The sequence below is a fragment of the Pseudogemmobacter hezensis genome (genome assembly GCF_013155295.1).
Classification (GTDB): domain Bacteria; phylum Pseudomonadota; class Alphaproteobacteria; order Rhodobacterales; family Rhodobacteraceae; genus Pseudogemmobacter; species Pseudogemmobacter hezensis.
Genome location: NZ_JABJXT010000010.1, coordinates 130995 through 145162, shown reverse-complemented (window position 1 = coordinate 145162; position 14168 = coordinate 130995). Strand labels below are relative to the sequence as shown.

General features: G+C 64.4%; 12 protein-coding genes. 5 read left to right on the top strand and 7 right to left on the bottom strand.

Annotated features, from left to right (window positions below):
- Positions 1-27: 27 nt before the first annotated feature.
- The 4 genes from HOY34_RS12910 (at position 28) to HOY34_RS12895 (ending at position 5036) form a co-directional block, all read left to right on the top strand.
- Positions 28-969 carry a homocysteine S-methyltransferase family protein gene (locus HOY34_RS12910; protein WP_172363500.1) on the top strand — a complete coding sequence of 314 codons (942 nt, stop codon included), beginning with the start codon at positions 28-30 and terminating at the stop codon, positions 967-969.
- Between the two features lie 261 nt (positions 970-1230).
- On the top strand, positions 1231-2454 hold the full coding sequence (locus HOY34_RS12905) for an SfnB family sulfur acquisition oxidoreductase (protein ID WP_172363498.1): 1224 nt from the start codon (positions 1231-1233) through the stop codon (positions 2452-2454).
- Between the two features lie 4 nt (positions 2455-2458).
- Positions 2459-3667 carry an SfnB family sulfur acquisition oxidoreductase gene (locus HOY34_RS12900; protein ID WP_172363496.1) on the top strand — a complete coding sequence of 403 codons (1209 nt, stop codon included), beginning with the start codon at positions 2459-2461 and terminating at the stop codon, positions 3665-3667.
- 7 nt (positions 3668-3674) lie between these two features.
- Complete coding sequence (locus HOY34_RS12895) at positions 3675-5036, top strand: LLM class flavin-dependent oxidoreductase (protein ID WP_172363494.1); 1362 nt, start codon at positions 3675-3677, stop codon at positions 5034-5036.
- Between the two features lie 21 nt (positions 5037-5057).
- Here HOY34_RS12895 and HOY34_RS12890 read toward each other — a convergent pair whose 3' ends face one another.
- From HOY34_RS12890 to HOY34_RS12860, 7 genes are all read right to left on the bottom strand, one after another.
- A complete protein-coding gene (locus tag HOY34_RS12890) occupies positions 5058-5711 on the bottom strand; it encodes a methionine ABC transporter permease (RefSeq protein WP_172363492.1) in 654 nt (217 codons plus the stop codon).
- On the bottom strand, positions 5692-6804 hold the full coding sequence (locus tag HOY34_RS12885) for a methionine ABC transporter ATP-binding protein (protein ID WP_172363490.1): 1113 nt from the start codon (positions 6802-6804) through the stop codon (positions 5692-5694). Before HOY34_RS12885 ends, HOY34_RS12890 begins: the two co-directional genes overlap by 20 nt.
- Positions 6801-7598 carry a MetQ/NlpA family ABC transporter substrate-binding protein gene (locus HOY34_RS12880; RefSeq protein ID WP_172363488.1) on the bottom strand — a complete coding sequence of 266 codons (798 nt, stop codon included), beginning with the start codon at positions 7596-7598 and terminating at the stop codon, positions 6801-6803. Before HOY34_RS12880 ends, HOY34_RS12885 begins: the two co-directional genes overlap by 4 nt.
- Positions 7599-7609: 11 nt before the next feature.
- Positions 7610-8416, bottom strand: coding sequence for a MetQ/NlpA family ABC transporter substrate-binding protein (locus HOY34_RS12875; protein WP_172363486.1), 807 nt, complete (start codon positions 8414-8416; stop codon positions 7610-7612).
- 158 nt (positions 8417-8574) lie between these two features.
- Complete coding sequence (locus HOY34_RS12870; protein ID WP_172363484.1) at positions 8575-8769, bottom strand: hypothetical protein; 195 nt, start codon at positions 8767-8769, stop codon at positions 8575-8577.
- 361 nt (positions 8770-9130) lie between these two features.
- Positions 9131-11368: a PIG-L family deacetylase gene (locus HOY34_RS21835; protein WP_216654738.1), complete on the bottom strand. Its 2238-nt coding sequence runs from the start codon at positions 11366-11368 to the stop codon at positions 9131-9133.
- A 28-nt stretch (positions 11369-11396) separates the two neighbouring features.
- Positions 11397-12602, bottom strand: a complete 1206-nt coding sequence (locus HOY34_RS12860; protein ID WP_253944433.1) for an ROK family transcriptional regulator — start codon at positions 12600-12602, stop codon at positions 11397-11399.
- 223 nt (positions 12603-12825) lie between these two features.
- Here HOY34_RS12860 and HOY34_RS12855 point away from each other — a divergent pair, with 223 nt between their 5' ends.
- Positions 12826-14070, top strand: a complete 1245-nt coding sequence (locus tag HOY34_RS12855) for a sugar ABC transporter substrate-binding protein (protein ID WP_172363482.1) — start codon at positions 12826-12828, stop codon at positions 14068-14070.
- The last annotated feature ends 98 nt before the right edge of the window (positions 14071-14168 follow it).

Here is a 14168-nt window from a genome sequence, read left to right as displayed (position 1 = left end):
CATGCCCCGAAATTCAGAAAGAGCGACATGACATCCCCCCTGGTTCTTGATGGCGGCATGGGCCGCGAATTGCTGCGGCGCGGCGCACCTTTCCGCCAGCCCGAATGGTCGGCGCTGGCCCTGATCGAGGCGCCGCATTTCGTCTCGGAAATCCATGATGATTATATCCAGGCCGGGGCCGATGTGATCACCACCAACAGCTATGCGCTGGTGCCCTTTCATATCGGCGATGAACGGTTTGACCGCGACGGCCAGGCGCTGGCAGCGCTGGCCGGGCGGCTGGCGCGTGAGGCCGCAGATCGGGCGGCGGCAGCGGGGCGCAAGATCATCGTCGCCGGGTCGCTGCCGCCTGTTCTCGGCTCTTACCGCCCTGATCTCTTTGAACCGGCAGAGGCAAAGCGGCTTTTGTCGGTGCTGATCGCGGGCCTTTCGCCCTATGTCGATATCTGGCTTGCCGAGACGCAGGCCTCACTGACCGAGGTGCGGGTCTTGCGCGAGGCGCTTGGGGCAGACCCGCGCCCGCTGTGGCTGTCCTTCACGCTTCAGGACACCAAAGAGGTGACCCCGGTGCTTGCGGGCCAGGCAGAGCCTGTGCTGCGCTCTGGCGAAACGGTCCGCCAGGCGGCCCGCGCCGCGCTGGATCTGGGCGCCGAAAGCCTGCTCTTCAATTGCTCGCTGGCCGAGCTGATGGAGCCCGCGATCCGCGCCGCACGTGATGAGTTGCGCGGAACAGCACTGGCCGATGCGGTCGGGGCCTATGCCAATGCCTTTGTGCCAACCCCCGACCCTGCGGACAAGCCCGAGGCCAATGCCGGGCTTTGCGGCCTGCGCGATGATCTCAGCCCGGGCGGATACGCAGACCTTGCACGCAGCTGGATCGCAGCAGGCGCAAGCCGGATCGGCGGATGCTGCGGCATCGGACCAGACCATATCTGCGAAATCCACGGGCTGCTGCACCCTGGGGCCTGACCACAAGGCTGCCGCCACAACACAACTGCGCCCGACCGGGTGAAGTGCCCGGGATTCTGCGCCCCTGCCCCGCGCCAGAAGCCGCAGAGCAAGCCAGCCCCGGCCTGGAGAAAGATCTTCCCTCCAGGCCGGGGCTGCCGCCAGTCGCATCCTCTCTGCGGGCCAGGCTTCAGAATGGCGCGGGCAAGCCACCGGGCGTAAAAACTGCAGCGAAAGACAGCTGCAGACGACCGGGAAGCCCCGGCAGAAAGGCCGGATCCGATGAACAGGCCCGCGATCCACACCGCCGCGCAAAAGGCACCCCCCGCGAAAATCACCACGCATGACGAGGCCATCGCCGCCGCAAAGCGCCTGGCGGCTGACTGGGCGCCCAAAGCCGCCCGCCGCGATGCCGAACGGATCCTGCCCTTTGCCGAGATCGACGATTTCACCGCCTCGGGGCTGGGCGCGATCACGGTGCCCCGGGCCTTTGGCGGCCCCGATCTTTCCTACCTGACGCTGGCCCTGGTGTTCGAGACGCTTTGCGCCGCTGACAGTTCAGCCGGGCAGATCCCGCAGAACCACTTCGGCGTGCTGCAGCTTTTGCGAGAGGCCGGAACGCCCGCGCAGCAAAGCCGCTTTTACACCGATATTCTGGCAGGACACCGCATCGGCAATGCGGGGCCGGAACGCAGCCGCGCCCTCGTCACCCATAACACAACAGGCCTGAGCGCCTCGCCCGAGGGCTGGCGGATAAGCGGCCACCGTTTTTATTCCACCGCCGCGATTTTCGCCGACTGGATCCCGACCCGCGCCAATGACCCCCAGGGCCGCCCGGTCCAGGTCTGGGTGCCGCGCCATGCGCCGGGCGTCAGGGTGCTGGATGACTGGTCTTCTTTCGGGCAGCGCACCACTTCATCGGGCAGCGTGATTTTCGACAATGTGCTGATCGAAAGCGAGGAGCAGATCTTCCCGGTCTGGCAACGCGCCAGCACGCCGGGCCTTGCCGGGCCAGTCTCGCAGCTGATCCAGGCCGCGATTGATGCGGGCATCGCGGTCGGTGCTCTGGAAGAGGCGGTCCGCTTCGTGCGTGAGAAATCGCGCCCCTGGATTGATGCTGGCGTGCCCCGCGCCCAGGACGACCCCTATATCATCGCAGATATCGGGCGGCTGCAGATCGACCTTCTGGCCGCGCAAGAGGTTCTGCGCGAGGCGGCCCTGACGCTTGATGAGATCGCCGCCCTGCCGGTGACGGAAGAAAGCAGCGCCCGCGCCTCTGTCGCGGTGGCAGAGGCCAAGATCCTGACCACGGAAATCGCGCTGCAGGCCTCGGAAAAGCTCTTTGAGCTGGCGGGATCGGCCTCGACCCGAGCGGGCCTGAACCTCGGGCGGCTCTGGCGTAATGCGCGGGTTCATACGCTGCATGACCCGGTGCGGTGGAAATATCACCTGCTGGGCAACTGGCATCTGAACGGCGCGGCCCCGGCCCGGCATCAATGGAACTGAAGATATGACCGAGACCCGTCACGCGACCCCGCCAGGCCAGACCCATCTGATCACCTCGGACGCCGAGGCGATTGCCGTCGCCAAAAAGCTGGCCGCCGAATTTGCGCCCTCGGCCAGCCTGCGCGACCGCGCCCGTGCCCTGCCCTGGGAGGAATTGGACCGTTTCACCGCCTCGGGGCTTTGGGGGATCACGGTGCCAAAGGCTTACGGCGGTGCCGGGGTCTCGGCGGTGACGCTGGCGCAGGTGACGGCGATCATCGCGGCGGCGGATGGCTCGCTTTCGCAGATCCCGCAGAATCATTTCTACGCGCTGGAGGTGATCCGCGCCGGCGCATCCGAGGCGCAGAAACAACACTATTTCCGCCTGGCGCTTGAAGGCCACCGTTTCGGCAACGCCCTGGCCGAGATCGGCGCGAAGGACTTTCAGCGCCGCACCAGGCTGATCCGGGAAGGCGGGCAGCTTTATGTCGAGGGGCAGAAATTCTACTGCACCGGGGCGATCTTCGCGCATCAGATCCCGACGCTGGTGGTCGATGAAGAGGGCCGCCAGCAGCTGGTGATCATCCCGCGTGAGGCTGCAGGCGTCAGCATTACCGACGACTGGGACGGCTTTGGCCAGCGTGTCACGGGATCAGGCTCGGTCGCGTTCTCGCGCGTCGCGGTCAGCCCCGATCAGGTGGTGCCCTTTCAGGACAGTTTCGAGCGGCCAACCCCGATCGGCCCCTTCGCCCAGATCATCCATGCCGCCATCGACCTTGGCATCGGTGAGGGCGCGTTCCAGGCGACGCTGCCTTTCATCCGCGACCGCGCGCGCCCCTGGGTTGACGCGAAAGTCGAAAGCGCGGCGCAGGATCCGCTGACGCTGGCGGGCCTTGGCGATGTGGCCTTGCGGCTGCGGGCGGCAAGGGCGCTGGTGACCCGCGCCGGGCGGGCCGTCGATGCTGCGATCCTGGACGCGAGTGAAACCTCGGTCGCCGAGGCGTCAGTTGCCGTTGCGGCAGCGCGGGCGCTGACCACGACGGCGGGGCTGCTGGCGGGCTCGAAACTGTTTGAGTTCACCGGAACCTCGGCCACCTTCACCGAGGACAATCTTGACCGCCACTGGCGCAATGTCCGCACCCATACGCTGCACGACCCTGTTCGCTGGAAATATCATGCGGTCGGAAATCACCTCTTGAACGGGGTAAACCCGCCCCGCCATGGCGCGATCTGAGGCTGCGATGACCGGACAAAAACACATCATCGTCAATGCGTTCAATATGAACAGCGTCGGCCATATCAACCATGGCCAATGGGTGCATCCGCGCGACCGATCAATGGACTACACCCGGCTGGACCATTGGACGGGCCTTGCAAAAACGCTGGAACGCGGGCTTTTCGACGGGATTTTCCTCGCCGACATTCTTGGCACCTATGACGTCTATGGCGGCAATGTCGATGTCAGCTTGCGCGAAAGCGTGCAGCTTCCGGTAAATGATCCGATCCTGCTGGTCTCTGCCATGGCGGCGGTGACGCAGCACTTAGGCTTTGGCGTCACGGTCAATGTCAACCAGGAGCACCCCTATACTTTCGCCCGCCGGATCTCGACGCTGGATCATCTGACCAATGGCCGTATCGGCTGGAATATCGTGACCGGCTATCTGGATTCCGCCGCCCGCGCGGTGGGGCGGGCGGCGCTTGACGGCCACGATCAGCGCTATGATCTGGCCGATGATTACCTCGAGGCGCTTTACAAACTTTGGGAAGGATCATGGGAGGAGGACGCGGTTCTGCGTGATCGCGCCGCCCGGACCTATGCCGATCCGGCGCGGGTCCATAAGATCCGCCATGACGGGCCATTCTTTCAATTTGAGGGCTATCACCTGTCCGAGCCCTCACCGCAGCGCAGCCCGGTGATCTATCAGGCCGGGACATCCGGGCGCGGGCAACAGTTCGCCGCGCGTCATGCGGAATGCGTGTTCATCTCAGCGCCTGAAAAGGCGGTGGCGCGGGCGCAATCCGACAGCATCCGCCGCGCGGTGGTGGCGGCCGGGCGGCGGGCGGATGACGTGAAGATCCTGACCGGCGTCAATATCATCACCGACCGCAATCCGGCCGTCGCGCGGGAAAAGCTGGCCGAGTTTCAGGCGGCTTCCAGCCCCGAGGCGGGGCTTGCGCATTATTCGGCCTCGACGGGGATCGATTTCGCCAAATTCGGGCTGGATGATCCGGTTCCCTACGCGGGATCAAACGCGATCCAGTCGGCGACGAAACTGGCGGAAAGCCGGGGCTGGACGAAACGCGATCTGCTGGCGCAGCTGGCACTTGGCGGGCGCTATCCGCTGCTGGTCGGCACGCCTGCGCAGGTGGCGGATGAGCTGGTCTCCTGGGTGACCGAGGGCGGGATCGACGGCTTCAACCTCTCGCGCCTTGCGGTGCCCGAAAGCTATGAGGATTTCGCCGATCTGGTGGTGCCAGAGCTGCAGGCCCGTGGTCTTTACAAGACCAGCTATGCTGAGGGCACGCTGCGCCGCAAACTGTTCCAGGAGGGCGACCGCCTGCCCGCCCGCCATGCTGGCGCGGGCTATCGGCAGCCGACCTGACGGCAGAAATCTGAAGGCGCTTCAGCGCGCCTTCAGCCTGCGCACGGCGTAATCACCGGCGAATTGCACGGCTGACACCAGCACCACAAGGATCACGATCACGGCCATCATGACCGTGGTGTCAAACCTTTGATATCCATAGCGGATTGCCACATCGCCAAGCCCACCAGCCCCGACCGCCCCCGCCATGGCCGAGGCCCCGATCATCGTGACCACCGTGATCGTCAGCCCGCCGATGATGCCGGGCAGCGCCTCGGGCAGATAGACATAGCGGACGATGTGATGGCGGCGGCAGCCGATGGATTGCGCGGCCTCGATCAGCCCGGGATCGATCTCGCGCAAAGACACCTCGACGATACGGGCGAAGAAGGGCGTGGCGGAAACCGCCAGCGGCACAATGGCCGCCCAGACCCCGATGGTGGTGCCCACAACCAGCCGCGTGAAGGGGATCAGCGCCACCAGCAGAACGATGAAGGGCACCGCGCGAAAGCCGTTGACGAACAGCCCGACGATGCGGTTCAGCCTTGGCGCGGCAAAGATGCCACCGGGGCCCGAGGTTACCAGGAACACCGCCAGCGGGATGCCCGCCAGCACGGCGATGCCTGCCGAGATGCCGACCATGAAAAGCGTGTCATAAAAGGCCTGCCAGAGGCGATCAATCATCTGCGGGGACATAGCCGATCACCTTTGCCGATGGATGTTGAGAGGTCAGCGCCGCGGGCTTTGCCCCCGGGGCCAGCGCCAGCACGATACGCCCGACCGCATGGGACTGGATCCGCTCGACCGAGGCGGAAAGCAACTCAACCGCGCCTTTCGTGGCCGAGGCCAGCGCCTGAAGATCCGGGGCTACGGTTCCGGCGTAGGAAATGCCGATCACCGCCCGGTCGCGGGGGGTCTGCGCTTCAGGGCGCAGGTTTGCGGTCAGTTCGGGCGGCAGGTCGCGCTGCAATGGCGCCAGCAGCGAGCGGGTTGCATCATGGCGCGGCGCACCGAAAACCTGCCAGACCGGGCCTTCCTCGGCAATCGCGCCGCCTTCCAGCACCAGGACGCGGTTGCAGATCTCACGGATCACGCTCATCTCATGGGTGATCAGCACGATGGTCAGGCCAAGCTTGCGATTGATGTCGCGCAGCAGTTCCAGGATCGAGAGCGTCGTCTCCGGGTCCAGCGCCGAGGTCGCCTCATCGCACAGCAGGATCTCGGGGCGCGAGACCAGGGCGCGCGCAACACCCACCCGCTGTTTTTGCCCGCCCGAAAGGCGCGAGGGATAGGTGTCGCCCTTATCCGAGAGGCCGACCAGCGCCAGAACCTCATCAGTGCGGGTGCGGATTTCCTCTTTCGCCACCCCGGCCACGATCAGCGGCAGCGCCACATTCTCGCGCACGGTGCGGGCGGAAAGCAGGTTGAAATGCTGGAAAATCATGCCGATCCGGCGGCGCAGCGCTACCAGCCCGGCCTCATCGAGGCGCGAGATATCCTCGCCATCGACCAGCACGCGGCCGGTGGTCGGCTCTTCCAGCCGGTTGATCGTGCGCAGGAGGCTGGATTTCCCCGCGCCCGAGCGGCCGATGATGCCGTAGATATCGCCCGGCGCGATGTCGAGGCTGATGTCTTTCAGCGCCTCAACCGCGCCGGCGGAAGAATGGTAGGTCTTGGCCACCGCCTCGAAGCGCAGGCTGCCGGGGCGGGGTTTGCCCGCCACCGTGCCCGCCGCTGCTGCGACGGGCGTGGCAAGGGTGATTGCGGGGCTAAGGACGCCCGCGCTCATTGGTCCTTCCATGCCAGGATATAGAGCTTGTCGCTGTCTGAGAAACTCTTGCGGGCCTGATCCTCGACCGCTTTGGAATTGTGGAAGATATCGATGAATTCTTTGATCTTCGGGTCATCCTTGCGGTCGGCTTTGGCCACGAAAGCCACCGCGAACTGGCGATCCTCGATCCCGGAATACAAAAGCGCCGAAGTCGGATCAAAGGTGCCCGCCGCCACGATGAAATGCGGATAGCCCTGGGCCAGATCAACATCGCCGGTGATCCGCACCAGCTGCGGGCCTTCAACCTCGGTGAAGGAAAGGTTCTTCGGGTTTTCGACAATATCATCGACCGAGCCGAGGAAACCCACGCCCTCTTTCAGTTTGATCAGCCCGGCTTTTTCCAAAAGCAAAAGCCCGCGGCCCTGGTTCACCGGGTCATTGGCGATGGCAACGGTGCCGTTCTGCGGGATCTCGTCAAAGCTTTTGTGCTTCAGCGAATAAAGCCCGAGATTGGCGAGGATGCCGGGCGCCACCACCACCAGATCATGGCCGCCCTGCTCATTGGCGTTCTTCAGGAAAGGTTCGTGCTGGAAGAAGTTCAGGTCGATATCGCCTGCATCCAGCGCGACATTGGGGGTGGTCCAGTCCGAAAACTCGATCACCTCGACATCGAGGCCTTTGGCCTTCGCCTCTTCGGCGGCGACCGCGACAGTGTCGCCATAAGCCCCGGGAACCACGCCGATTTTCAGCGGATCAGCAAAGGCGGCAAGCGGCGCAAGGGCCAGGGTCGCGGCAAGGATAATGCGTTTCATGGCGGCTCCGGTCATTTCCAGGGGAGGGAGTAGAGGATCGGATTCCCGGCGTAATATTCGGCGATCTTTGCCTCGACGCTGGGGGCGGATTGGTAGATCTCAACGAAACGCGCGATTTCGGGGTCTTCGGCATTGTCGCGGCGCGAGACGAAAGCGATGGCGAAACGGGTTTCATCGACGCCGGAATAGGCCAGCGCCTGGCCTGCCAGATCGGGGTTGCCCGCCGACACATAATGCGCCGGATAGCCCTGGGCGAGATCGACATCCTCAATGGCGCGCACCAGCTGCGGGCCTTCGATCTCAACGAAGGTGAGGTTCTTCGGATTGTCGGTGACATCATCAAGCGTGCCGAGGTAACCCACGCCATCCTTCAGCCCGATCAGCCCGGCATTGGCCAGCAAAACCAGCGCTCGGCCCTGGTTGACGGGATCATTGGCGACCGCGACTTTTGCACCATCCGGCAGGGCCTCAAGACTGTCATATTTCAGCGAGTAGAGGCCGATATTGGGCAGGAAACCGGGTGCCACGGGCACAAGATCAAAGCCCGTTTCTTTGACGGCATTCTCAAGAAAGGCCTGATGCTGGAAGAAATTCAGATCCAGATCGCCGCTGGACAGCGCCAGGTTTGGCGTGGCCCAGTCGGCAAATTCGATCACCTCGACCGCCAGGCCCTGGGCCTTCGCCTCTTCGGCGGCGGTGATCACGGAATCCGCCACCACCCCCGGCGTGACGCCGATCTTCAGATCCGCCAAAGCCGGGGCCGCCCAAAGCGCCGCAACCAGCGCCAGGGATGAGGCCAGCCTCGTTGATTTTCGCATCTCATTTCCTTCCTGCGACATCCGGAAAGCCAGCAAGGCTTGCTCTGGCGCCGCAAATAAACGATCATATTCATCGTCTTTTATCAGGCAGAGCAGCGCCTCGGGTCCATTCCAAACTGGCGGCGCGGAAGGGAATTTCCTTCTGCGCTGCCCGCCGCTCATGCCTGAAGTGTTTCACGCCGCCCCATCAGCGCGTAGAAAATGACCAGCGGGATGAAGGTCAGCCCAATCAGCGCCGCAAAAAACGTCGTCGCCAGGGCCACGAACAGCCTATCGAAAATCGCGTTGTAGTAATAAGCGGCGGCCAAAGATCCGGCGCTGCCCGCTGAAAGGATCGCTGGCCGCAAGGTCAAAGCTGTTGCGCAGAATGCTGCAGACCGGCAGCACCGGACCGGCAGCACCGGACCGGCCAGCAGAAAAAGCAGGATCAGATCGGCGGCAGGGCCCGGGATCCCGGGGTGAAGGCGGGCGGCTCATGCCGGGCTGCCCTCTGACGCGACGGGAAAGAAGCCCAGTACCGTGCTGCTGCCAGACAGCTCTCGCGGGAAGCGTTCGGCAGCGGCTGGACGATAAAAGCAAAGCCCTGACACCTTGCACAAGGCCGCAAGCGGCAGGCTGACGCCGCGCCAGAACGTGATGTCGGGGCTAAGCCGGCCTGGTGGCTGTTCGGGCAGCTGTGCGGGGTGCATTTCGGGGCACAGTTCAAGGAACAGTTCAGGGCACAGTTCGGGGCGCGTGCAGCAGGTTGGCCAAAAGCCGTATAGCGCCGGGCACCATATGGGCGATCTGATGATGCAGCGTCAGACTGACATGGCTATGGCGTCCGGCCCCGAAAAGGCCGCTGAGCAGGGCGCCGTGCAAGGGCTGCTCGTCCGGGTCTGACATCGCCAGAAGCGGCTGATAGCCTGCGCCCCAACTGGCGGCGAAATAGAGCCCGCGCTCTTTGTTCCAGCCCCTCCAGTCACCCTCGCCAATCAGATTTGGGCCCATCAGCAATGGGTGAGCAGGGGCCAAAACCCGGACCACGGCCTCTGGATCGGTCACGCGCCATCGCAGCGAGGGCTGGCCGATGCGCAGCAGGTCAAGCCCGATCCCCTCTTGCGGCCAGCCCTGATCGGGACGCTGGTAAAAGGTCACCAGGTTGCCGCCCCGCCGGACCCAATCCGCCAGGTGCGGCAGGATCGCCAGCACGTCGGGGCGCATCCCCAGGGCCACCACCCCCAGCAAAAGCGTGTCGATCCCCTCTAACGCCTCGGGCGTTATCGGGTTGGGCAAGAACAGGGGCGCGATCCCCATGGCCTGCAATGCCGCAGTCATTTCCTCGCTGCCGGCAATATAGCCGATCCGTCCCTCGGGCGGGGTTAGCTGCAGCGACAAAAGGCGCAGGGTCAGCGGCTCTTGCACAAAAACCACCTCACCCGAGGCAAGCCGCCCGCTGCGCTGACGCAGGACCGGACGGCCCTGATCCAGGATCGCCAGCTGATAAAGCCCTGCCGCCAGATCTTTATCCACCTGCAACACAGCGCCGTTCAGACCAGGGCCTGGAAGCAGCTCAGCCGGCAGTTCTGATGGCAGCTTTGGCACCCAACCATGCGGCAATGGCAAGGACCACCGCCCCGGACCTTCGCCACGGCGATGGATCAGATCGAGCAGGTCAGGACCCTCTGGTCCCCGGTCTCCGCCCATATCCGGGGCAAAGGGGACAAACCCCTGATAGGGGCGATCGTCTATCTCATGGCAAATCAGCCGATGCGAGCTGCCATTGCCCGAAATCCTGTCCCAAAGCGGATGAAACGGGGGCGCAGGGGAAAAGGCGCGGGGCAGGCTGACAGGCAAAAGATCGGCGGCCAGCAGCATCGCCTGATCGAGACCACGCTTTAGCCGCGCAAGGCGGAATTCATGGACCCCGGAATTGCCACCAGAGCAGCAGCCAGAGCTGCGGGCCTCGGCCAAAAGGATATCTGCCGCGCGCAACGCCTGAGGCAGCCATTGGCCGCGCAGGCCCTGACCGTCCGGATCATGACTGTTCCGCCCGGAGAGCTCTGCGAAGATCGCATCCATTTCTGCCAGTTGCGGCGGCGCGCCCTCTAACGCGCCATAGGTTTGCGGCAGGCCTTGCAGCAGGTCATCCCCGGCACCGCCCCCGATCAGATGCAGGGGCCAGCCCTCATCCTGACAACGCGTCGGATCGCCCATGTCCTGGCTGGCATGGCACAGCCGCGACGCCTCGCCGATCTCGGCCCAGCTTGCCCCGGTCCATGGCTCGGGCCCCTGCGGGCGCAGGATCAGGGTGGCGGGGGGGGGCGGAACCTCATCATCATAGGTGGCACCGCCGCCCGACCAGGCCGGAAGACAGGCCCTGGCCACCTGCCAGACCGGCAGCCCATCGCAGGCAAAAGCCGGGTCGGCGGCAAGGGGCAGAGCGGCCAGCGCGGCCTCGGTCATCGCGCGGTGGTGCCCGTGCTGGCCGGGCACATCGAGGAAGGTCGGCAGCACGATATCGGGGCGATGCAGGCGGTAGATCCGCACCATCCTGGCAACGACCGCCGCGCGACCGCCCCAGCGGTGCAGCGTGTCGCGGCCGCTTTTGGAAAAGCCGAAATCGGTCAGCGGCTCACGCGGCTCTTTGGCGGGCCCCTCGTCCAGCCAATAGTGATCGGCATCCAGAACGGTGGCGGCATGCTCCATCTCGCGGCTGCGTATGGCCCCCAGCAGATCGCCGCGCTCGGGGCCGATGCGGTTCTGACCGCCCTGCCCGCGCGTCGCGCTGAGGGTCGCCGTCCACAACCCGCGATCAAAGCGCAGCCAGGCCAGAAGCGCGCTATGCTCATCATCGGGATGGGCGCCACTGTTCAGAAACCCCAGCGGCGAGCGCAGCCGCGTCAGCGCCCTTTCCAGCCGAAAGCTCAGAAACCTGTCGCGCAGTTCCGCAAGTTCAGCCCGATCACGCATCCCACATCCTCAGACCTGTCGCGCCCCCTCAGGGCGACATCGCATCGTAAAAGGGCAAGGCCGCCGCGCCCAGGGCTGCGGTGAAAATCCCGGCATGGCCCGGCTGCAGCCGTGGCAAAAGCCGCGCCGAATGCGCCGCAACCGAGGGGCGCAGCGGCGTGGCCGCAATCAGCGCCTGCAAGACAGGCGCGGGCAATTGCCCCGACAGGATGATGCTTTCGGGATCAAGCAGGTTTTCCACCATGCTGACCACCTGCCCCAGATGCCCGCCCGCCGCCGCGATCCAGCCCATCAGGCGGGGATCCTGGTCCTGCCAGAGGCTGGTGACCGTGCCGCGCCCCAGCGGGATGCCAAGCGCCTCAGACAGTGCATGGCGCGAGACATAACGCTCAAGACAGCCCCTCTGGCCGCAGCTGCAGGCTTTGCCATCCGGCACGACGACAATATGGCCGATCTCTCCGGCATGGCCGCGCGCGCCGCGCATCAGCCGCCCCGCCTGCAAAGCGCCAAGCCCCAGACCCTCGCCGAAATAAAGCACCGCCACATCATTGAGATGCGCCGCCATGCCGAAAAGCGCCTCAGAGAGGGCGGCGGCATTGGCGTCATTTTCCAGCCAGACCGGCGCCCCCAGCAGCTGCGCCAGCGCGTCGCGGCTGACATTGTCCCAGTCGCCCAGGGTGGTGGGATCTGCGGTCTCCTGCCCCTCGATGGCCAGCCCGCCGGGGTGAACGATACCCACCCCCATCAAAGGGCCCGCGTTCAGCGCCGCGGCGCGGGTGATTTCCTGACGGATCACCGCCAGCCCCTCATGCAGGCCCAGCCCCGAGGGGGCCAGCACCTGCTGCGAGATCTGGGTGCCCACCAGATCCAGCATCACCGAGACCACCCCCCGCACCGAGATTTCAAACCCCAGCGTATGCGCCCCCCGGGGGTTCAGCGCGAAATGCAGCGGCGGCTGGCCGCGCCCCTGCTTCTCACCCTCGGCCTTGCGCCGCCCCATGTCCAGAATCAGCCCCTCGCGCAACAGATCGTCCAGGATATTGGCGACGGCAGGGCCGGAAAGCTGGGTTGCCTCGGCCAGGGCCTTGCGGCCCAGGGGGCTGGTCTGGCGTAAAAGATCCAGAACAATCCGACGGTTATGATCGCGCGAGCGGGTTGGATTCTTGCCCAGCCCACCACGCCCGGCCATTGCGGCAGGTGCATTTACCCCGGATTTTTCGGCGTCGCTTTGCAAGGGCCTCGATCCTTCTTTCCGGTCAGCACGCATTTGCCGCCCGCTGCCAGTATCTCTTGCACGGCTCTGGTTCTGGGTCAGCGCAAATATTATTGCAAGTTAATTTACTTATTGACAGGTTCAGAGCGCGAACCCATCCTGAGGCATCGCGGAAAGGCGCCGGTGCGGCGGGATAACTGCGGAAGAAGTTGTCAAAACCGAATCTCCAACAGAGAGCAAAACCATGAAGAACACTATTCTGGCCGGTCTGATCGCCGGTGCGGCCTTCTTCAGTGCCACGGCGGCCAGCGCGGTAGAAATCGAGTATTGGCAGTATGTTTTCGACACCCGCGTCAAAGCGATGGATCGTCTGATCGCCGATTTCGAAAAGGCCAACCCGGATATCACCGTCAAGCAGGTGACCTTCCCCTATGCCGATTACCAGACCCGTGTGGTTGCCGCGACCATGGCCAAAAAGGGCCCGGACGTGATGCAGCTGTTCTATGGCTGGACCGATCAGTTCGTGAAGGGCGGCGTGCTGCAACCGCTGGATGCGACCGTCTTCCCGCATGACCAGATCGAAAGCGAGTTCTTCCCGATCGTCTCGGCGATGAAGCGCGGCGATGACTATTATGGCCTGCCGACGGCGGTGCGCTCGCTGGCGCTTTTCTACAACAAGGCGCTTTTCGCCGAGGCCGGTATCGCCGAGCCGCCGAAGACCCTGGAAGAGCTGGTCGAGACCGCGAAAAAAATCGCCAAATTCGACGCGGCCGGCAATTTCACAACCGAAGGCATCACCCTCGACATGGCAGGGCAGGATCACCATTGGTGGCGTGAAATCCTGGTGCGTCAGTTCGGCGGCGCCCCCTATTCCGACGACAGCAAGACCGTCGCCTATAACTCTGAGGCTGGCGTCAAAGCACTGGAATATTACACCAATCTGCAACTGACAGAGAAGGTGGGCATGTCGGGCTTCATGGATGAGGGGCAGGCCGCCTTCCGGGCGGGCCGCGCAGGCATGACCGTGGACGGCACTTTCCGCCTGGGCGCTTTCCGCTCGATCACCGATTTCGAATGGGGCGTGGCCGAGCTGCCTGCAGGCGCTGATGGCACCAAATCCAATTACGCGTCTTATTTCGCCAATGGGATCGGCGCGGGTGCGAGTGGCGAAGAGCTTGAGGCGGCGCAGAAATTCCTCGCCTATATTTCCTCGGAAGAGGCGATGAAGATCTGGCTGGAAGAGGTCGGCGAGCTGCCCGCCCGCCGCAGTGCCGCCCTGACCGAGGCAAACCTGGCCGATCCGGTCTATGCGCCCTTCCTGCAAGGGCTGGAATATGCCCATACCACTCTGTTCGTCGAAGAAAACGCGCAGCGCCAGATCGTCACCGACATGGTCAACCGCGTCCTGCTGCAAGGCCAGTCGCCGGCGGATTCGGTGGCCGAGGCTGCCGCAGCTGAGCAGGCCGTGCTGGACAAATTCAACAACTGATCCCGCACTGATTATGGCATCGGGCGCCCCAAACGGGCGCCCGGGCTTATCCCTGAGGTGCCACCAGGCGCCGTTTCCCCTCAGCTTACGATAAGGAT

Bases quoted from the DNA above. Each gene is read 5' to 3' on its own strand.
- HOY34_RS12885 (WP_172363490.1), bottom strand. From the start codon at position 6,804: ATGAGCGCGGGCGTCCTTAGCCCCGCAATCACCCTTGCCACGCCCGTC.
- HOY34_RS12875 (WP_172363486.1), bottom strand. From the start codon at position 8,416: ATGCGAAAATCAACGAGGCTGGCCTCATCCCTGGCGCTGGTTGCGGCG.
- HOY34_RS12855 (WP_172363482.1), top strand. From the start codon at position 12,826: ATGAAGAACACTATTCTGGCCGGTCTGATCGCCGGTGCGGCCTTCTTC.
- HOY34_RS12910 (WP_172363500.1), top strand. From the start codon at position 28: ATGACATCCCCCCTGGTTCTTGATGGCGGCATGGGCCGCGAATTGCTG.
- HOY34_RS12880 (WP_172363488.1), bottom strand. From the start codon at position 7,598: ATGAAACGCATTATCCTTGCCGCGACCCTGGCCCTTGCGCCGCTTGCC.
- HOY34_RS21835 (WP_216654738.1), bottom strand. From the start codon at position 11,368: ATGCGTGATCGGGCTGAACTTGCGGAACTGCGCGACAGGTTTCTGAGC.
- HOY34_RS12905 (WP_172363498.1), top strand. From the start codon at position 1,231: ATGAACAGGCCCGCGATCCACACCGCCGCGCAAAAGGCACCCCCCGCG.
- HOY34_RS12890 (WP_172363492.1), bottom strand. From the start codon at position 5,711: ATGTCCCCGCAGATGATTGATCGCCTCTGGCAGGCCTTTTATGACACG.
- HOY34_RS12895 (WP_172363494.1), top strand. From the start codon at position 3,675: ATGACCGGACAAAAACACATCATCGTCAATGCGTTCAATATGAACAGC.
- HOY34_RS12900 (WP_172363496.1), top strand. From the start codon at position 2,459: ATGACCGAGACCCGTCACGCGACCCCGCCAGGCCAGACCCATCTGATC.